The organism is Bradyrhizobium forestalis (genome assembly GCF_002795245.1).
Taxonomy (GTDB): Bacteria; Pseudomonadota; Alphaproteobacteria; order Rhizobiales; family Xanthobacteraceae; genus Bradyrhizobium; species Bradyrhizobium forestalis.
The window spans coordinates 159,744-178,933 of record NZ_PGVG01000011.1; the positions used below are offsets into that span (position 1 = coordinate 159,744).

General features: G+C 64.3%; 17 protein-coding genes. 7 read left to right on the forward strand and 10 right to left on the reverse strand.

Annotated features, from left to right (window positions below; translation table 11 throughout):
• The first annotated feature begins 24 nt into the window (after positions 1–24).
• The 3 genes from gfa to CVM73_RS15965 all read left to right on the forward strand — a co-directional run bounded on the left by gfa (position 25) and on the right by CVM73_RS15965 (position 3,984).
• Positions 25–588 carry an S-(hydroxymethyl)glutathione synthase gene (gene gfa, locus CVM73_RS15950; RefSeq protein WP_100232901.1) on the forward strand — a complete coding sequence of 188 codons (564 nt, stop codon included), beginning with the start codon at positions 25–27 and terminating at the stop codon, positions 586–588.
• 629 nt (positions 589–1,217) lie between these two features.
• Positions 1,218–1,670 carry a (2Fe-2S)-binding protein gene (locus CVM73_RS15960; RefSeq protein WP_028177985.1) on the forward strand — a complete coding sequence of 151 codons (453 nt, stop codon included), beginning with the start codon at positions 1,218–1,220 and terminating at the stop codon, positions 1,668–1,670.
• A gap of 1 nt (position 1,671) precedes the next feature.
• Positions 1,672–3,984, forward strand: coding sequence for a xanthine dehydrogenase family protein molybdopterin-binding subunit (locus CVM73_RS15965; protein ID WP_100232903.1), 2,313 nt, complete (start codon positions 1,672–1,674; stop codon positions 3,982–3,984).
• A 237-nt stretch (positions 3,985–4,221) separates the two neighbouring features.
• Here CVM73_RS15965 and CVM73_RS15970 read toward each other — a convergent pair whose 3' ends face one another.
• The 4 genes from CVM73_RS15970 to CVM73_RS15985 all read right to left on the reverse strand — a co-directional run bounded on the left by CVM73_RS15970 (position 4,222) and on the right by CVM73_RS15985 (position 8,433).
• A complete protein-coding gene (locus CVM73_RS15970; protein ID WP_100232961.1) occupies positions 4,222–5,949 on the reverse strand; it encodes a methanol/ethanol family PQQ-dependent dehydrogenase in 1,728 nt (575 codons plus the stop codon).
• A gap of 130 nt (positions 5,950–6,079) precedes the next feature.
• On the reverse strand, positions 6,080–6,733 hold the full coding sequence (locus CVM73_RS15975; protein WP_100232904.1) for a QcrA and Rieske domain-containing protein: 654 nt from the start codon (positions 6,731–6,733) through the stop codon (positions 6,080–6,082).
• 245 nt (positions 6,734–6,978) lie between these two features.
• Positions 6,979–7,443, reverse strand: a complete 465-nt coding sequence (locus CVM73_RS15980; RefSeq protein WP_100232905.1) for a group III truncated hemoglobin — start codon at positions 7,441–7,443, stop codon at positions 6,979–6,981.
• 138 nt (positions 7,444–7,581) lie between these two features.
• A complete protein-coding gene (locus CVM73_RS15985) occupies positions 7,582–8,433 on the reverse strand; it encodes a 3-hydroxybutyryl-CoA dehydrogenase (RefSeq protein WP_100232906.1) in 852 nt (283 codons plus the stop codon).
• Positions 8,434–8,909: 476 nt separating this feature from the next.
• Here CVM73_RS15985 and CVM73_RS15990 point away from each other — a divergent pair, with 476 nt between their 5' ends.
• Complete coding sequence (locus CVM73_RS15990; RefSeq protein WP_100232907.1) at positions 8,910–9,608, forward strand: ABC transporter permease; 699 nt, start codon at positions 8,910–8,912, stop codon at positions 9,606–9,608.
• On the opposite strand, the gene CVM73_RS15995 is transcribed toward CVM73_RS15990, so the two are convergent.
• On the reverse strand, positions 9,582–10,391 hold the full coding sequence (locus CVM73_RS15995) for an ABC transporter substrate-binding protein (protein WP_100232908.1): 810 nt from the start codon (positions 10,389–10,391) through the stop codon (positions 9,582–9,584). The two genes, CVM73_RS15990 and CVM73_RS15995, sit on opposite strands and share 27 nt — an antisense overlap.
• A 306-nt stretch (positions 10,392–10,697) precedes the next feature.
• Here CVM73_RS15995 and CVM73_RS16000 point away from each other — a divergent pair, with 306 nt between their 5' ends.
• From CVM73_RS16000 to CVM73_RS16010, 3 genes are all read left to right on the forward strand, one after another.
• Positions 10,698–11,840, forward strand: coding sequence for a hypothetical protein (locus CVM73_RS16000; protein WP_100232909.1), 1,143 nt, complete (start codon positions 10,698–10,700; stop codon positions 11,838–11,840).
• A 63-nt stretch (positions 11,841–11,903) separates the two neighbouring features.
• Complete coding sequence (locus CVM73_RS16005) at positions 11,904–12,176, forward strand: TonB-dependent receptor plug domain-containing protein (protein WP_100232910.1); 273 nt, start codon at positions 11,904–11,906, stop codon at positions 12,174–12,176.
• Positions 12,177–12,583: 407 nt separating this feature from the next.
• The gene (locus tag CVM73_RS16010) at positions 12,584–14,593 is read left to right on the forward strand and encodes a putative bifunctional diguanylate cyclase/phosphodiesterase (RefSeq protein ID WP_100232911.1); all 2,010 of its coding nucleotides are present in this window, start codon (positions 12,584–12,586) and stop codon (positions 14,591–14,593) included.
• 2 nt (positions 14,594–14,595) lie between these two features.
• Here the strand turns inward: CVM73_RS16010 and CVM73_RS16015 are convergent, their stop codons facing one another.
• The 5 genes from CVM73_RS16015 to CVM73_RS16035 are packed head-to-tail and all read right to left on the reverse strand — an operon-like array spanning position 14,596 to position 19,184.
• Entirely contained in the window at positions 14,596–15,315 is a 720-nt protein-coding gene (locus CVM73_RS16015) for an ABC transporter ATP-binding protein (protein ID WP_100232912.1), read from the reverse strand.
• A complete protein-coding gene (locus CVM73_RS16020; protein WP_100232913.1) occupies positions 15,308–16,063 on the reverse strand; it encodes an ABC transporter ATP-binding protein in 756 nt (251 codons plus the stop codon). Before CVM73_RS16020 ends, CVM73_RS16015 begins: the two co-directional genes overlap by 8 nt.
• Positions 16,060–17,058: a branched-chain amino acid ABC transporter permease gene (locus CVM73_RS16025; protein WP_100232914.1), complete on the reverse strand. Its 999-nt coding sequence runs from the start codon at positions 17,056–17,058 to the stop codon at positions 16,060–16,062. Before CVM73_RS16025 ends, CVM73_RS16020 begins: the two co-directional genes overlap by 4 nt.
• Positions 17,055–17,930 carry a branched-chain amino acid ABC transporter permease gene (locus CVM73_RS16030; RefSeq protein WP_100232915.1) on the reverse strand — a complete coding sequence of 292 codons (876 nt, stop codon included), beginning with the start codon at positions 17,928–17,930 and terminating at the stop codon, positions 17,055–17,057. Before CVM73_RS16030 ends, CVM73_RS16025 begins: the two co-directional genes overlap by 4 nt.
• Positions 17,931–17,942: 12 nt before the next feature.
• A complete protein-coding gene (locus tag CVM73_RS16035; RefSeq protein WP_100232962.1) occupies positions 17,943–19,184 on the reverse strand; it encodes an ABC transporter substrate-binding protein in 1,242 nt (413 codons plus the stop codon).
• Between the last annotated feature and the right edge of the window lie 6 nt (positions 19,185–19,190).

Genomic DNA, 19,190 nt, shown 5'->3' on the forward strand with positions numbered 1-19,190 from the left:
CATCACACCAAGGAGGATCGACCCATGACTGTTGCACTCCATCCCTCGATCGACAACGGCGTCAAACAAGGCAGCGGCAGCTTTGCCGGCGGAACGCTGGTCTGCAAATGCAAGGACCACCCGGTCAAGGTCGGCATCAAGGGCGACGTCGCGCACAATCACGCCTGTGGCTGCACCAAGTGCTGGAAGCCGCAGGGCGCGATCTTCTCCGTCGTCGCCGTGGTCCCGCGCCAGAACGTCACCGTGCTCGAGAACGGCGACAAGCTCCAGATCGTCGACCCCTCGGCGGTGATCCAGCGCCACGCCTGCAAGGCCTGCGGCACGCACATGTACGGCCGGATCGAGAACAAGAACCATCCGTTCTATGGCCTCGATTTCATCCATCCCGAATTGTTCCAGGAGCAGGGCTCGCAGGCGCCGCAATTCGCCGCCTTCGTGTCCTCGGTGATCGAATCGGGCGTGAAGCCCGAGCAGATGGCCGGCATCCGTTCGCGGCTCAAGGAGATCGGGCTCGAGCCGTATGACTGCCTGTCGCCGGCGCTGATGGACGCGATCGCGACCCACGTGGCGAAAGCCAAAGCCGCCTAGGAGGGCCGCCTGAGCTGGCTGGGCCGCCGAGTCTTGGCCAGACCTTCTTCGGCTCGCTGGCGCCTCTCGACGCCAGCGAGCCGCACGGGTCCCCGTTCCGGGACCACCGCGGCGACGCCGCCGCTTCTGCACCACGCGCATGTGAGGGCCATCAGCTCCTCAGTCCTGGTCTCTGAATGACTGCGCAGGACCGTCCGCTTCCTGCTCGAAGCTCGCGGCGCTTGCGTTCTCCCTCCCTCGACTGAGGCATCCTGCTTCGTCCGCGCAGTCTTCCTGGCGGACGAAGCTTTTTTCGTTGCCGCCCTGCCTGCGGACGCACGGCGCCGCGCCCTGCTTTTGACAAACCATCGATGCAATCTTTTCCCGGTGAGAACACTCGGCTGTGAACGCCGGGCCGGGGCGATCTCTGCTACGGTCGCCTCGTCACGATGCCGCGCGAAATACAATCAATTAAGAACAAAACGGGAGGTATCGAGCACATCCAGACATCGCCATTGCCGTTCCTGCCTCCCTCCGGGATTTGCCCGCGCGGGACGACGGCGGGAGGTGGTGACATGACGCAAAAACCGTCGCCGACCGGCGTCGGCCGACTTTGAATTTGGCATGCTTATGAAGAGCGAGGGACGATCATGATCAAGGTGAAGATCAACGGCCAGGAACAGAGCTGGGACGGCGACCCGGATCTCCCGCTACTCTGGTTCCTCCGCGACGAGGCCGGGCTGACCGGCACCAAATACGGCTGCGGCCAGGCCCTGTGCGGCGCCTGCACCGTCATCGTCGACAAGGAAGCCGTGCGCGCCTGCATCACCTCGGTCAACGACGTCGCCGGCCGCGAGGTCACGACGATCGAGGGACTGCATCCGAACGGCGATCACCCGGTGCAGAAGGCCTGGCGCCAAGTCAACGTGCCCCAATGCGGCTTCTGCCAGGCCGGCCAGATCATGCAGGCCGCAGCCCTCTTGATGGACAACCCCAAACCCTCGCATGACCAGATCCGCGAGGCGATGTCCGGCAACATCTGCCGCTGCGGCTGCTACCAGCGCATCGAGAACGCCGTCCATCTCGCATCGACGGGGGTGTGACATGAATTTCATCGACAATCCCCGCAGGCTGCGCGGCTTCGAAAAGCATATCAGGGTCGAGAAGGTCTCGCGCCGAAGCATCCTGAAGGGGCTCGGCATCACCGGTGGCTTCGTGCTCGCCGCCCCCGTGATGTCGCGTCAGGCGCTCGCCTATGAGACCGGTGCCGGCAAGATGCCGCACGGCGTCGTGGTCGATCCGCGCGTGTTCGTTTCGGTGGCCCCTGATGGCATCGTCACCATCGTCGGGCACCGTTCGGAGATGGGCACCGGCGTCCGCACCAGCCTGCCGCTGATCGTGGCCGAGGAGATGGAAGCCGATTGGTCCAGGGTCAAGGTGCAGCAGGCCCATGGCGACGAGGTCAAGTTCGGCAACCAGGACACCGACGGGTCGCGCAGCACACGCCACTATTTGATCCCAATGCGCCAGATCGGCGCCTCGGCCCGCACCATGCTGGAGCAGGCCGCGGCGAAGCGCTGGGGCGTAGCAGCGACCGAGGTCAAGGCGGTCAACCACGAGGTCGTCCACAGCGCCAGCGGCCGCAAGCTGGGCTTCGGCGAGCTCGCTGGCGATGCCGCCAAGGAATCGGTGCCGAGCGTCGAAGGCCTCAAGCTGAAGGATCCCAAGGACTTCCGATATCTCGGCAAGGGACAGGTCGGCATCGTCGATCTTCACGACATCACCACCGGCAAGGCGCGTTACGGCGCCGATGTCCGCCTTCCCGGCATGAAATATGCTGTGATCGCGCGCCCGCCGGTGACCGGCGGCAAGCTGGTCAAGTTCGAGCCGGAGGAGGCGCTGAAAGTCCCCGGCGTCGAAAAAGTGATGCAGGTTCAAGGCTGGCCTTGGCCTTCAAAATTCCAGCCGCTCGGCGGGGTCGCCGTGATCGCGCGCAACACCGGCGCGGCGATCAAGGGCCGCGACGCCTTGAAGCTGGTGTGGGACGACGGGCCGAACGGCAAATACGACTCCGTCGCCTACCGCAAGGAGCTCGAAGAGGCCTCGCGCAAGTCTGGCCTCGTGCTGCGCAAGGAGGGCGATGCGGACGCCGCCCTCAAAGGCGCCGACAAGGTGATCGTCGGCGAGTACTACATCCCGCATCTCGCCCATGTCAGCATGGAGCCGCCAGTCGCGGTCGCCGACGTCAAGGGCGACAAGGCGGAGATCTGGGCGCCGGTGCAGAGCCCCGGCGGCACCCGCGAGGACGTCGCCAAGACGCTCGGTATTCCCGAACAGAACGTCACGGTCAACGTGACGCTGCTCGGCGGCGGTTTCGGCCGCAAGTCGAAATGCGACTTTGCGCTCGAAGCCGCGCTGCTGTCCAAGGAGCTCGGTGCGCCGGTCAAGGTGCAGTGGACGCGCGAGGACGACATCCATAACGGCTTCCTGCACACCGTCTCGGTCGAGCGGATCGAGGCCGGACTCGACAAGAGCGGCAAGGTGATCGCCTGGCGCCACCGCAGCGTGGCTCCCAGCATCGCCTCGACCTTTGCCGCCGGCACCGTGCATCAGGCGCCGTTCGAGATCGGCATGGGTCTCGTCGATATGCCCTTCGAGATCGCAAACATCTCCTGTGAAAATCCGGAAGCAGCCGCGCATACCCGCATCGGCTGGTTCCGCTCGGTCTCGAATATCCCGCGCGCCTTCGCAGTCCAGTCGATGGTAGGCGAGATCGCGCAGGCGACCGGCCGCGACCAGAAAGACATGCTGCTCGAGCTGATCGGCTCGCCTCGCATCGTCAAGCCCAACGTGAAGGACCTCTGGAACTACGGTGAGCCCCAGGACAGCTACCCGATCGATACCGCACGCCTGCGCAAGGTGGTCGAACTGGTCGCCGAGAAGGGCGAATGGGGGCGAAAGGTGCCGAAGGGCCACGGCCTCGGCATCGCCGTGCACCGCAGCTTCGTCAGCTACATCGCAACCATCGTCGAGGTCGCCGTCGACGACAAGGGCAAGCTGTCGGTGCCGCGGGTCGACACCGCCATCGACTGCGGCACCTATGTCAACCCCGAGCGCATCGCCTCGCAGATCGAGGGCGCGGCAATCATGGGGCTGAGCCTCGCCAAATACGGCGAGATCACCTTCAAGGACGGCAAGGTGCAGCAGAAGAATTTTGACGACTTCCAGGTCGTCAGGATGGATGATTCTCCTGTGGTGACCAACGTCTACATCGTGCCGCCCGGACCCGACACGCCGCCGAGTGGCGTCGGCGAGCCCGGCGTTCCCCCGTTCGCACCGGCCCTGATCAACGCGATCTTCGCGGCGACGGGAAAACGCATCCGCTCGCTTCCGATCGGCAAGCAGTTGGAGGCATAAGCCGCGGAACACAAGCGGTCTCGCGCCGTTTGCATCGATCTGACAGGAGCAGATCGATGACCAACATCTCAAAGGCGCTCGCAGCCTCGTTGCTGTCGAGCGCCTTTCTTTTGACCATCACCGGTGCGTTCGCCCAGAGCAACACAATCCCAGCGCACACCAAAATGCGGCGGACGTTGCCGTCCGCCGCATTCGCCACCCCCCGGCTGCTCCGCTTCTTTCGATCCGCCCGCGGAGCTATTTCTTCAGGGCGAACACCCAGATCACTCCGCCCTGCGGCACGTTGGCTTCGATGCCGATATTGTTGGTCGCCAGCGCATCCTGGATGCGTTGCGCGTCCACGCCCCATCCCGACTGGATCGCGATGTACTGCGTGCCGTCGATCTCGTAGGACACCGGCATGCCCATGATGCCGGAGTTGGTCTTCTGCTCCCACAGCAGTTCACCGGTCTTGGCGTTGAAGGCGCGGAAGTTGCGGTCGTTGGTGCCGCCGACGAAGACGAGATCGCCGGCAGTCGCCGTCACCGAGCCGAACAGCTGCGACTTCGGGAAATTATGCTGCCACACCTTCTTGCCGGTCGTGGGATCCCAGGCCTGAAGCTCGCCGAAATGATCGGCGCCCGGTTTCGCCTTGAGGCCGATGTCCTCCGGCTTGGTGCCGAGCCAGAGCTCGCCAGGCTTCAGCGCGACCTTCTCGCCGGTGAATCCGCCGCAGAAATTCTCGTTGGCGGGCACGTAGACGAGACCGGTCTTCTGGCTGTAGGCCGCCGACGGCCAGTCCTTGCCGCCCCACAGTGAGGGGCAGAACTCCACGCGCTTGCCGATGACCGGCTTGTGCGCGGGGTCGACGATCGGCTTGCCGCTCTCGGGTTCGATGCCCTTCCAGACGTCGGTGGAGACGAACGGCCAGCCTGCGACATAGTTGATCTTGGTCGGCGTGCGCTCGAGCACCCAGAAGATCGCGTCGCGTCCCGGATGGACCAGGCTCTTGATGTTGCGGCCATCGCGTTGCAAGTCGATCAGCATCGGCGCTTCGACCTCGTCCCAGTCCCAGGAATCGTTCTGGTGATACTGGTGATAGGTCTTGATCTTGCCGGTGTTGGGATCGAGCGCGAGCACCGAGGATGTGTAGAGATTGTCGCCGGGATGGGTCTCGCCGGGCCATGGCGCAGCATTGCCCACACCCCAATAGATCGTCTTGGTCTCCTTGTCGTAATTGCCGGTCATCCAGGCCGAGCCGCCGCCATTCTTCCAGTCGTCGCCCTGCCAGGTGTCGTGACCGGGCTCGCCTTCGCCCGGAATGGTGAAGGTGCGCCACAGCTCCTTGCCGTCCTTGGCATCATAGGCGGCGACATAGCCGCGCACGCCGAACTCGCCGCCGGAGCCGCCGACGATGACCTTGCCGTCGACGATCAGCGGCATCAGGGTCATGTACTGGCCCTTCTTGTAGTCCTGCACCTTGGTGTCCCACACCACCTTGCCGGTCTTGGCGTCGAGGGCCACGACATGATCATCCGTTGTGGCAAGGTAGAGCTTGTCCTCCCAGAGGCCGACGCCGCGGCTGGTCGGATGCAGCTGGAACAGATCATCGGGGAGCTGCCGCTTGTAGCGCCAATATTCGTCGCCGGTCTTGGCGTTCAACGCGATCACCTGCCCCATCGGGGTTGCCACGAACATCACGCCGTTGTTGACGATCGGCGGCGCCTCGTGGCCTTCGACGACGCCGGTGGCGAAGGTCCAGGCCGGCGTGAGGTTTTTCACGTTGGAGGTGTTGATCTGGTCGAGCGGGCTATAGCCGTGCCCGTCATAGGTGCGCCGGTAGAGCATCCAATTGCTCGGCTCCGGATTTTCCAGCCGCTGCGCGGTGACCGGAGAATAATTGTCGATCGGACCCGACACGGCGGCGGTCGAGGCAAGACACGTGAAGGCGACGAAGCCGGACAGGTACCATTGCTTCCTGGTCATGGACGTTTTCATGGACGTTCCCCTTTTTCATCCGTTTGAATTCTTGTTGTGAATTCTTGTCGTTCGTCCCGTCGTCCGCCCATCGGCGGAGGCGGCCTCTCGTGACGCGGGGCCCAGCCCGCACCGTCCATCATCCTGGCTGCGCGGCACCTACCTTTCCGATGAAATTGCCGGCGACGCTGAGCGAACCGTCAGCGAGTGCCAACGGCAGCGCTGCAAGCCGTCGCGGCGCCGGCCCGAACACGACCTGCGCGCCCGCGCGGGGATCGTATTCGGAGTTGTGGCACATGCACTTGAACACCTCCTTGTCGCCGACATCGCTCTTCACCCAGGCGGTGACGGGACAGCCCGCATGCGAGCAGATCGCGGAATAGGCGATGATGCCGTCGATGGCCCGCGCGCGGGTCTTCTCGTCGAGATCGGCGGCATCGAGCTTGATGATCAGGATCTCGTTGAGCCGCGAGGCGCTGCGCACCACCGATGTGTTGGGATCCTTCGGCCAGGCATGGACCGGCGGCCCGCCGACCCGTAGATCGGCCGCAGTGATGAGCTTTCCCTCCTGATCACCTTCGGAGAAGACGAGCAGGTCGCCTTTCTGTGGCCGTTCGTCGGAGCCGGGTGGATCCTCGCCTGCGCGCGCTTGGGTGGAGCAGCCGAGACAAGCGGAGCTCGCAAGCGCACCCAGCAGCAGGGTTCGCCGCGTCTGCCCCGTGCCCGCGTCGAGTTGGGGTTCCGCAGCACTCTCGGTGGATGGGGAATTGGTGTCGAACGATGCGCAAGCCATGCCCGCTAGCAGGCGCTGGAACTCTGCCGAAAAGAAGGCGAAGAATTGGCGCCGCAGTGCATCAATATGGCTTTGCTCGCGTTGATTGAACGAGAATGAAAGCGAGCAAGCGCATTTTCACGAATTCTACATCGCATTGCGCGAACGGCATGATGATTTTGCAGATCAGACCGATGATGTAGGAATTGGTGCGACGCGCCATCACGCGACGTGAACTGCACCTTCTCAGGCAGGCATGCTGTATTTCACGACCTCAGCACGTGGCGCGGCGCTGCGATGCGGCCCGCAACGGTTGCCGACGCCATTTCGAAACTGTCGGCGATACGACGCGCCTTGTCGATGAACAGCGCGGCCGCCGCCGGCGGGCAGACCTCGCGCGCAGTCTGCTCGAACAGATCGAGCCAGCGGTCGAAATGGCCGCCAACCAGGCTCAGCGGCAGGTGTGCCCGCATCGGCGAACCGTGATAGCGGCCGCTCATCAGCACGACCGACGACCAGAAATCCCGGAGCTTGGCGAGATGCTCATCCCAGTTCTGGACGATCGCAAAGACCGGACCAAGCAGCGCGTCCTCGCGCACACGTCCGTAAAAGCGTGTGACCAGCTCCTCGATCATCTCCTCGTTGATCCCGGTGCGCTCGATCGCATCCTGGGTCAACAGGTTCCGCCGCGCGGCCGCAGCTTCCCGCTCGGTCTTCAGTCGATCCGACATGTCCTTTGTTTTCCGTTTTCGTTGGTCCCGCAGAGCGCCCGTTCGACATTGTCAGGCCGATTGCGCGCGGCGTCTTTGTCGCAGCGCAAATTGCGGGATCTGGCGGCGGACGCAGAGTGCCCGCCGCCAATGCCTTCATCAGGCGCTATAGGTGTAAAAGCCCTGCCCGGTCTTGCGGCCGAGATGGCCGGCATCGACCATCTCTTTCAGCAGCGGGGCTGGCCGATATTTGGGATCGTTGAAGCCTTTGTAAAAGACCTCCATCACCGAAAGCATGGTGTCGAGCCCGACGAGATCGGCCAGTGCGAGCGGCCCGATCGGATGGTTGCAGCCGAGCTTCATTCCGGCGTCGATCTCTTCCGCCGTCGCGATGCCCTCCTGGAGAGCGAAGATCGCCTCGTTGATCATCGGACACAGGATACGGTTGACGGCGAAGCCTGGGCTGTTCTTGGCCGTGATCGCCACCTTGCCGACACGCTTGGCGAAATCCAGCGCCTTGGCATGGGTGTCGTCCGAGGTCTGCAGGCCCCGGATGAGCTCCAGCAGCGCCATCACCGGCACGGGGTTGAAGAAGTGCATGCCGATGAAGCGGTCGGGCCGATCGGTTGCGGCTGCGAGCTTGGTGATCGAAATCGACGAGGTGTTGGTCGCAACCAGCGTGCGCGGCGACAGCGTCGCGCAGAGATCCTTCAGGATCTTGACCTTGAGCTCCTCGTTCTCGGTGGCCGCCTCGATGACGAGGTCACAATCCGACAGCTTCGACCGGTCAGTGGTGCCGGTGATGCGCTTGAGCGTTGCCTCGCGGTCGGCCGCCGACATCTTCTCCTTCTTGACCAGGCGCTCGAGACTGCCGCCGACGGTCGACAGGCCGCGGTTCACCGCCGCATCGGAAATATCGACCATCACGACCGAGAGCCCGGCCGCGGCGCAGATCTGCGCGATGCCGTTCCCCATGGTACCTGCCCCGATGATGCCAACGGTTTGGATCATTGCGTCACATCCTTCATCTTTACGGGCGAGCCAGTAGCAGCCCGGCCCCATTGGTCCTGCATCAGGGTCTAGCACCGCCACCGGACGGGTGCGACCTGATCCTGTCCCTTCCTTAGTGCATCCACGGGCGGAATAAAGCCGTCCCCGACCGCACGCGCCTGGATTTGGGCTCTCCCGGCCCAAATGCCGCGTCTTGTGCCCTGCCGCCCCTGGACAGCCCGATGAAGGTCGGGCATCGGGCGCCCGCTTCATATGGACAGAAGCTCATCCTGGGCATCCTGGATCGCAACCCCTTGATTGTGGCGGCCGCAGCGGCCAGAACCGGTGCAATTGCCATCCGAGGACGCGCGTGGAGGACCCGGCCTGCTGCCAACCCGGGCCGAAGCTGTCAGGGGCAGGCTGCTGGGGACGAAGGATTTCGCGATGGACGTGATCAGGATCACCGGCATCGAGCCGGCGCAACAGCGTCAGGCCGGATGAACGATTTCGCACGATCCATCGGTGCCGCCTTCACGCTGATCGGCGAGGCCGACGCCGAGCTGCTGGGCATCGTCGCATTGTCGGTCCGGGTCAGCCTGACCGCCAGCATCGTCGCGCTCCTGATCGGCGCGCCGTTCGGGGCCCTGCTTGCGATCACCCGTTTCCGGGGACGTCAGGTCATCATCATTTTGACCAATGCGCTGCTCGGCCTTCCGCCGGTCGTGGTCGGGCTCGCCCTCTATCTTCTGCTGTCGCGGTCCGGCCCGCTCGGGGCGGCGGGCTTGTTGTTCACGCCGGGCGCCATGGTGATCGCGCAGACGCTGCTGGCCACGCCGATCGTGGTGGCGCTGGTGCACCGGCCGGCAAGTCTGCTGTGGGCGGAGTATGGCGACCTGGCGCGGATCGACGGATTGTCGGCCCTGCGCAGTATGGCCCTCCTGTTCGCGCTCGGCCGGACCTCGTTGCTGACGGCCTTTCTCGCGGCGTTCGGCCGCGCCATTGCGGAAGTCGGTGCCATCATCATCGTCGGCGGCAACATCCGCGGCTTCACCCGCACGATGACGACAGCGATCGCTCTGGAAACCAGCAAAGGCGACCTGCCGCTGGCACTCGGACTCGGACTGATCCTGCTCGCACTCAGCGTCGCGGTGTCGACCGTCGCCTTCGTGCTAGTGGGACGCGTTGGGGAAAAATAGCTGCTCGCCCCCGACCTTGTAGCCGGCTATCGCGTCCTGCCCCTTCGACGAAACCAACCAGTCGATGAAAGCCTGCCCATCCTTCGCCTTCACGTTCGGATGCTTTTCTGGATTCACCAGCATGACGCCGTACTGGTTGAAGAGCCGCTTGTCACCCTCGGTCAGGATGGCGAGCTCGCCACGGTTCTTGAACGAGAGCCAGGTGCCGCGGTCCGACAGGAGGTAGGCGTTCGACGAGGAGGCCATGTTCAACGCTGGGCCCATGCCCTGGCCGATCTCCCGGTACCAATTGTCCTTGCCGGCGCTGAGGTCAACGCCAGCCTCTTTCCATAGCCTCAGCTCGGCCGCATGCGTGCCGGACTTGTCGCCGCGTGAGATGAACGGCGCCTTCGCCGTTGCGATCTTGCGCAGCGCCTCGACCACATCCTTGCTGCCTGATATCCGCGCCGGATCGCTTCTGGGCCCGATGATGACGAAGTCGTTGTACATGACGTCGAAGCGCTTCACGCCCTGCCCTTCGGACATGAACTTGTCCTCGGCGGGCCTGTCATGGACGAACACCACATCGGCATCCCCGCGCCGTCCGATATCCAGCGCCTGGCCGGTGCCGACGGCGACGACCTTCACGCTGATGCCCTCGGCCTTCGCGAACAGCGGCAGCAAATGGCCGAACAGTCCGGATTGTTCCGTTGAGGTGGTCGAAGCCACGGTGATGGTGCGGTCCTGTGCGAATGCGATGGTGGACCAGAGCAGAACCGCTCCGATGGTGGCAAGCTTCCTCATGCGCCGTGCTCCCCTAGACAATGACTGTCCTCAATAGCCACCGGCGACGACGACGGGAACCCCGACCTTAGGCCGCAACGAGCGTTGATGCGAACGGCGGCAGGAACGTCGCCGGCGCATGCGAGTTGCCCAACGCGGGATGAAATTCACCCCGCAGAGTGGACGCGTGGATGTTCTGCAATTGGTCCTCCCTACATTGACACGGGTGTGACGGCCGGGGCAGGTTTTCACATTGCTGACGAATCAGCGATAGCCTCACGCCGAGTACCTCTTGGACAACTCCCAGTGCTTTCGAGACTGATATCGTTGCTGCGCCGCATCCCTGCGGTGAACTGGGCGCTTACCCGATTTCGGCCCTGGCCGCACAGCGGCAACATTGAGGTCGCACCGATCGCCGCAGACGCTTCGCCCGCCATCGCCGAAGACGTCGCGGGCACTGCTCAAGCTCCAATCTCCGAGATCCGCACCGCCCCTGTCCGCGAAGAGGCTGATCTCGCCGCCACAGCTCCGGTCGCGGAAAATGACGAGACTGTGTCTGTCGTCGCGGAGAATCCGTCCGACGAAATCCGTATCAGCGAAGACCCCTCTCCGGAGAGCGCGACGGAAATCGAGGCGCCCGCGACCGCAACAGTCACCGAGGAGGTGTCGGCTGCATCGGTCGACGCGGAGAATGGGCCAGTTGCGGATTCTGATCTCGCCATCACTGGCGAAGCATCGCCCGCTGGCACGCCCGCAGAAATCGATTCCGACGCCGCAGAAGAGGTTGTGGTTTCATCATCAGACGTCGCGACCGCTTCGACTGATGTTGCGGATGCCGTCATCGAGGCTGCCCTCTCGCCCAATGTTTCCGCCGAGATCGAAACGGTCGCCGTCGAAGCAGTCCCGGTCCTCCTCGGCGATGCCGAGAGCGTCGCGGCTAACGTTTCTAAAACCCGGACCGACAGCGAACCAGCGCTCGTCGTCGAGATCGCGCCGGCCCCGGCAAACGATGTTCCGCTCGTCGCAGCCATTGCGACGGCGGCCAACGAGTCATCCGGCGGCGTCAGCGACATCGAGCCGGCTCCGGCTCTCGCGTCTCCTTCGCCAGAGATCCGCAGCGCGCCGAAAGCTCGCGCGAGAGCCACGGAACCCGTCGATCGCGCCGCGCTGATCCGGCAGCGCTGGGCGGAGAGCGGAATCAGAATGTGGAATCCGCGGCTTCACGGCACCGGCGAGGCCGCGCTGAACATCCAGGGAAGTGTCGGGCTGCTGCCGCCGGCGCCCGGCGAGACAATGCCGCGCTACGACAAGCTGGAATTCAAGATGCTCGGCGGACAGATCGTCTGCGAGGGCATCATCGTCGAGGCGCCCGTACAGGCGAGCCACCGGAGTTTCACAGGGTTCGTCGAGCCGCGGACTATCGAGCGGACCCGCGAGCCGATGCGGGAGCGCCAGGCCGTTCTCGCCTGATCCTTTCTTCTGCGACCACTGTCGCAATGTGCTAGGCTGATGTCCCGACATGGGAGATCGCATATGCGCACAAGGCCATTGCTCTTCGTCGTGATCGCCTTTGCAATCTCACAGCCGGCGCTCGCCGCGGGCAAACGGCCGCATCATCTGGCGGCGCCCGCCACCGATCCGGCCGCACCCTACAAGGCCGATCGGCTCTCCTCCTCGCGCGGAGAGACGATCCTCGACACGCCTGGCCAGACCACCGTGCTGACGCGGCAGGTCCTCGACGACAAGAAGGCAACCAGCCTTCGGGACGCCATGCGCTCGACCGCCGGCGTGACGATCGGACGCTAGGCCTCGCGCACCACTTTCGGCCGCCCCCTGCAGTTGCCCGCGACGCCGGGCACGATGTAACTTGCACGGCGGTCGAGCCACACGACATCCGCGCCGTTTGAAACCGTACGGCGCCTGCATCGACGGCGCCCCTCACCTCCCAGCCGGCGGAAGGTGTACCGAGCACACCGGCTGACACGATGGTTAGCAGATCGTAGCTGAGGTCATTGCGGGCGACTTGTGCCTGAGACGCACGCCCCTGCCGCCGGATATCCTTAACGGGACCTCACCAATGCACGCGGCCGGACGATCCTGACGTAGCGCGCAACCTGTGCTGGCCTTCCGCGCAAGACCCGGTCTAACGCGCCCTTTACCCGCGCCGTGCAAGATCGCCCACGTTTTCAGAGGGATCCGGGGCTCGTATTTCAATGCCTATTGCCGATTTGAAGTCTCATCTCGCCGCCGGAATGCAGTTGTTTCGCGTTCCCGCCGACAATCCAGACCTGACGCGCGCGCAGTTCGATGCGTTCTCCAAGCAGATCCCGCTGCTCTACTTCATCCTCATCAGCAACACGATCGCCGTCGCCTACACCTACGTGAACGTGGCGCCGGACTGGCTGACGATGATCGTGCCAAGCGTGTTGACCGTGCTCGCAGGCTTGCGAACCTATTGGTGGCTGCGACAGCGTCACCTGGTCCGCAGCGACGCCGACATCTTGCGCAACCTGCGCGCCACCAACTGGCTGACCTTGCCGATCGGCGCCGGATTCACCGCCTGGTCCTTCGCCCTCTACCCCTACGGCGATCCCTTTGCCAAGAGCCAGGTTGCCTTCTACATGGCGGTCACCGTGATCGGCTGCATCTTCTCGCTGATGCATCTGCGCTCGGCCGCGTTGATCGTGACGTTGATCGTCGACCTGCCCTATGTGCTGTTCTTCTTCGCCACGGGCGAGCCGACGCTGAAGGCGATCGCGGTCAACAACCTCCTGGTTTCCGGCGCGATGGTGACGGTGCTGTTCATCTACTATCGCGATTTCGCCGATCTCGTCGCCAGCCGCAAGTCGCTGCTGGCACAACAGGCGGCGACACAGGCGCTCTCGGACGAGAACTTCCGCCTCGCCAATCTCGATTCCCTCACCGAGCTGCCGAACCGCCGCCGCTTCTTCGCCGAGCTCTCGAGCGCCTTCCCCGATGCCGAACGCCGGAATATTCGCGTCGCAGTCGGCATCATCGATCTCGACGGCTTCAAGCCGATCAACGACAATTACGGCCACTCGGTCGGCGATCGCGTCCTGATCGAGGCGGGCCGGCGTATCCGCGAGGTCTGCGAGGGCTTTGGCCCACAGCGGGTGGAGTTTGCCCGGCTCGGCGGCGACGAGTTCGGCCTCGTCGTGTGCGGCGACCCCGACGAGATGGATCTGATGCGGCTCGGCGACCGCATCGGCGGCCAGGTCAAGCTGCCTTACCAGCTCGACACCGCCCATACCGGACTGTCGTGCTCGATCGGATTCGCATTGTTTCCGGACTCCTCGACGACGTCGGAAGCGCTCTATGAGTGCGCCGACTACTCGCTCTATCACGCCAAGCGTCACCTGCGCGGCCGAACCGTGATCTTTTCGAGCGAGCTCGAGGCCGAGATCCGCAGTCGCGGCGTCATCGAGAATCTGCTGCGCACTGCCGATTTCAACACCGAGATGGATTTGGTGTTCCAGCCGATCGTCGACGCCATGAGCGAGCACACCGCCGGCTTCGAGGTGCTGGCGCGCTGGCGCAGCGCCCGTCTCGGCCTGGTCTCGCCGGCCGATTTCATTCCGGCCGCCGAGCGCATCGGCTTGATCCGGCCGCTGACGCAGGCGCTGTTGGTTCGCGCGCTCACCATCGCCAAGACATGGCCCGATCACATCCGCATCTCGTTCAACCTCTCGGCGCACGACGTCTGCGCGGCGGAGGGCATTTTGCCGCTGATCTCAATCATCGACAGGAGTGGGCTGCCGCCACACCGGATCGACTTCGAGATCACCGAGACCGCCGTCACCTTCGACTTCGTGCGCGCACAACAATCGATCGCGACGCTGAAGGCGATGGGTTGCGGCATTTCGCTGGACGATTTCGGCACCGGCTATTCGTCGCTGAGCCACGTGCACCGCCTGCCACTCGACAAGATCAAGGTCGACCGTAGCTTCGTTTCCGACATCAACGAGAATCCCGTCAGCCACAAGATCATCAAATCGCTCACGGGCCTGTGCGACGACATGGAGATCGCCTGCGTCGTCGAGGGCGTCGAGACCCGCGCCCAGCTCGACAGCCTGCGCCGCCTGGGGTGCGACTTCATCCAGGGCTATTATTTTGCCAAGCCAATGCCGGCGGATGCGATTGGCGACTATCTGGCGAAGGAAGGCCAGCGCCTCGACGGCACCGGGGCCAAGGTCGTGGCCTGACGTCAGACCGCGCAGTAGCGCTCCTGAATGTCCTTGTCCGCGAGCAGCGCCGCCGCGCTGCTTTGATGCACGACCTCGCCTTGATCCATGATGACGGCGCGATCGGCGAGCCGCAGCGCCCATTCGACGTTCTGCTCGACCAGCAGCAGCGTCTTGCCCTCATCGCGCAGGCGGCGAAACAGCACACCCATCTCCTCGACGAGGACGGGCATGATGCCCTCAGATGGCTCGTCGAGCAGGATCATCTTGGGCTTTGCGATCAGCGCGCGCGCGATCGCCAGCATCTGCTGCTCGCCACCGGAGAGCGTCACGCCTTCCTGATCGAGCCGCTCCTTCAGGCGCGGGAAGGTTTCAGCGATCTCGTCGATGGCCGCGCGCTCCTCGATCTCGCTGCCCGCGGCGACGAGACCAAGCCGCAGATTTTCGCGCACAGACAAGCCGGGCACGATGCGCCGCTCCTCGGGCACGTAAGCGAGGCCGAGATGGAAGCGCTGGTGGGCGCGCAGCGGCAGCAGCTCCCTGCCCGCGAAGCTGACGCGGCCCGTCGCCTTCGGCATTAGGCCCATCATCGCCCGCAGCGTGGTGGTCTTGCCGGCGCCATTGCGGCCGACGAGCGCGACCACCTCGCCCTCGTTCACGTGCAGGGCAATGCCGTGGAGAATATGGCTCGCGCCATACCAGGCGTGGAGGTCCTCGATTTCGAGCAATGCGGTTTCAGCCATAGCCTTCACTCTGTCCGAGATAGACCCGGCGGACTTCCGGGTTGCTCCTGATCTCGTCCGGCGCGCCGTCGGCAAGCAGGCGGCCGTGATGCAGTACGACGACGCGCTTGCTGAGCCCCAGCACCATCTTCATCTTGTGCTCCACCAGGAGCACGGTGCGCTTGTCGGCGAGGCGCTCCAGCAGAGCGACCATGTCCTTGGTCTCTTCCGGCCCCATGCCGGCGGTCGGTTCGTCCAGCAGTAGCAATTCCGGCTCGGAGACCAATGCGACCGCGATCTCCAGCGCGCGCTGCTGGCCATGCGACAGGAACTTCGCCAATCCGCTCCGCCTGGCCAGCAGCCCGACTGCGTCGAGTGCGGCGTCCGCGCGCGCATCCAGTTCAACCATCCGGGCGCGGTTGCGCCAGATGTCATAACTCACGATCAGCGCCTGGGCCGCCACGCGCACGTTCTCGTGCACCGACAGGTCCGGAAAGATGTTCGTGATCTGGTAGGAGCGCGAGATGCCCTGATGCACGAAGCGATGCTGCGGCAGGCCATTCAGCTCGCGGCCCTTGAAGTGCAGCTTGCCTGAGGTCGGGGTCAGCGCGCCCGAGAGAATGTTGAAGAACGTGCTCTTGCCGGCGCCGTTGGGCCCGATGATCGAAGTCAACTGTCCCGCCGCAAAGGACACGGTAATGCCTTCGAGCGCGACGAAGCCGCCAAAGCGTTTGCCGATCCCCTCGGCGCGAAGCAATTCGCCTGTCATCGCCGCGCCTTTCCGCTGTCGAGGGCATCGAGCAGCGTTCCCCAGATGCCCTTGGGCAGGAACAGCACGAACAGCACGAAGATCGCGCCGACGAAGATTTGCCAATGCGGCGTCCAGAGCGAGATGACGTCCTCCAGGATCAGGAAGCTGGCGGCACCAACGAAGGGCCCGAAGAAGCTGCGGGCGCCGCCGAGCAGCACCATCATCACGATCATTCCGGAGGTCTGGTAGTGCAGGATGTCCAGCGGCACGATCGACAGATGCAGCGCCAACATGCAGCCGCCGAGCGATGAGATCGCGCCCGACAGCATGAACACGACCAGCTTGCTGCGTTCGACGTCATAGCCGCAGGCCCGTGCGCGCTGCTCATTCTCGCGGACCGCCTCGATGACGGCCCCGAACGGGGAATTCAGGATGCGGGACTGGAACCACATCGCCAGCGCCGCAAAGGCCATCAGCACGTAGTATTTGTTGATGGGATCGAGGAAATTGACCTGAAGGCCGAACAGATTGATGCGGTCGACCGTGAAGCCGCGCAAGCCGTTCTCACCGCCGGTGAAGGAGGCTGCCTGAAGCGCGACGTAGTAGACGAGTTGCGCCAAGGCGAGCGTCACCATGGAGAAGTAGATGCCGCGGGTGCGCGTCGAGACGATGCCGATTGCGGCGGCGAGGCAAGTGCTGAGAAGTACGGCGATCGGGACCGCAGCGAACCAGGGCACGCCGTAGCGGCCGATCGCGATGCCGGTGAAGTAGGCGCCGGAGCCGAAGAACGCTGCCTGACCGAACGACAGCAGCCCGGTGTAGCCGAACAGCAGATTGTAACCCATCACCACGACGCCGTAGATCAGGACGTTGACGGCCAGCGCCTTGGACGGCAGCAGCCAGGGCAGCACGGCCAGCACGGCGATGGAGAGCAGCACGCGGTGGTCGAGCAGCCAGGCGAGCCCGCTGGAGGCAGGTTTGGCGACCGCTTCGCCGCTCGATGGTCCCGTCACGCCGTCCTCCCTCTCACACCGAACAGGCCTTGCGGACGGATCAGCAGCACCACCGCCATCAGCGCGAACATGACGATGGTCGCCATCTCCGGCGCGAACAGCGCCACCATGCTGATGGAAATGCCGACCATGAGGCCGGCGACGACCGCGCCAACGATCGAGCCGAGGCCGCCAATCACGGTCACCACGAAGGCTTCCGCCAGAACCAGCGAGCCCATCTCCGGATTGACGCTCCGCATAGGTCCCGCGAGCACGCCGCCGAGCGCGGCGAGACCAACACCAAGGCCGAAGATCGCAAGCCAAACGCGGCCGATATCGACGCCGAGCACCTGCATGATGGTCGGATCGCGCGCGCCGGCGCGCACGATCAGGCCGACGCGGGTCTTCTCCAGCGTCAGCCAGAGCACCAGCAGCACAACCGCCACCAGCATGATGACGAACAGGCGGTAGCGCGGGAAGAAGCCGATACCGAGATCGAGCACGCCGATCAGCTGCGGCGGGGTTGGAAACGGAATGCCGTCGCTGCCGAACACGATGCGGACGCCCTCGACCAGGATGTAGCTGAGGCCGAAGGTCAGCAGCAGCGGATCGTCGATCGAGCGTCCGTAAAGTCTCCGGATCAGGACGAACTCGATCAGCATGCCGAAGGCGCCGATCAGGATGGGAGCCAGAAGCAATCCCCACCAGAAGCTTCCGGTGAGCGATGCCAGATACAGCCCCGCATAGGCCCCGATCATGAACAGCGCACCATGAGCGAAATTCACCACGCCGAGCATGCCGAACACGATCGTCAGCCCAAGCGCAGTGATCACCAGGACCGCCCCAAGGGCGATCCCGGAGAGAAGCTGCATGATGATCAGCGACAGGTCCATCGTGACAGGGCTTTAGGTTGCGTGGCCGAGCTCGCTGCAGCTACGCAGCATGTCGTCGGAGCCGGCGTCGTTGGCCAGGATCGCAAACAGATCGTTCTCGCCAGCCATGGCCGACTTCTTCTTGGACTCCAGCACCAGCACCGACTGCACCGACTGGTGGTCGCATTTGCGGTAATGCTGCGGGCCCTTGGTCAAATCGTACTGCAGCTTCTCCAGCGCGTCGACGACCTTGTCGGTGTCGGTGCCGCCGGCGGCCTGCATGGCGGCCAGCAACGATCCGACGCCGGAATATCCGTAGGCGCCATAATCGGTCGGGATCGCGCCGCCATTGGCGGCCTTGAACGCCGTGTTGAAGCTGGATGCCGACTTGCTCTGCGTCTCCAGGCCCCAGTAATAGTTTGCGCCGCCGACCACGCCCTCGAACACGTCAGGACCGACGGCGAGGCGCTGGTTGTGCAGGATAACGGGCACGACGATCTTCATCTGCTGCTTGACGCCGAAATCCACCGCCTGCTTGATCGCATTGGCCTGGTCACGGCCGAAGTTGGAGATGCAGAGCACATCCGGCCGCATTGACATCAGGCGTGGCATGAAAGTGGAATAATCCGCCGCGCCGAACGGATGCAGGATCTCGCCGACATTGTCGGCACCTATCGCCGCCTGTGCCCGCTTGAAGCCGCGCAGCATCTCGTGGCCATAGGCATAGTCGGCGACGAGATGGGCGACCTTCATGCCCTTCTTCAGGGTCTGCCGGGCCACGGCTGATGTCGTCATGTGCGGGTTCAGCGCCTCGTGGAACGTGTATTTGCTGAAGTCCTTGGCCTCGTTGATGGTGTCGGACTGGCTGATCGAGACGTAGATCACGCCGCGGGCACGGGTGACCTCGTTGACCGCGAGCTGCACGGCACTGGAGAGCGCGCCGACCACGGCATGCACCTTGTCCTTCTCGATCAGCTCCAGCGTACGCGTCGCGGCCTCGCCGGCATTGAGCTTGTCGTCGCGCACCAGCAGCTCGACCTTGCGGCCGGCAATGCCACCCTTGTCGTTGACGAGTTTTACGGCAAGCTCAGCGCATTTGACCTGGTCGCGCGCCTCGGCTGCGAACGGGCCGGTGAGCGGCGTCGGGAAACCGATGCGGATCGTCTCGTCGGCGGCGCGGCCGAGGCGCGGCATGGCGAGCAGGGCCGCGCTGGCCGACAGGCCGGCAAGCGCGGTGCGGCGGGTTATCTTCGGGGTCGAACCGGATCTGGGCATGATTTC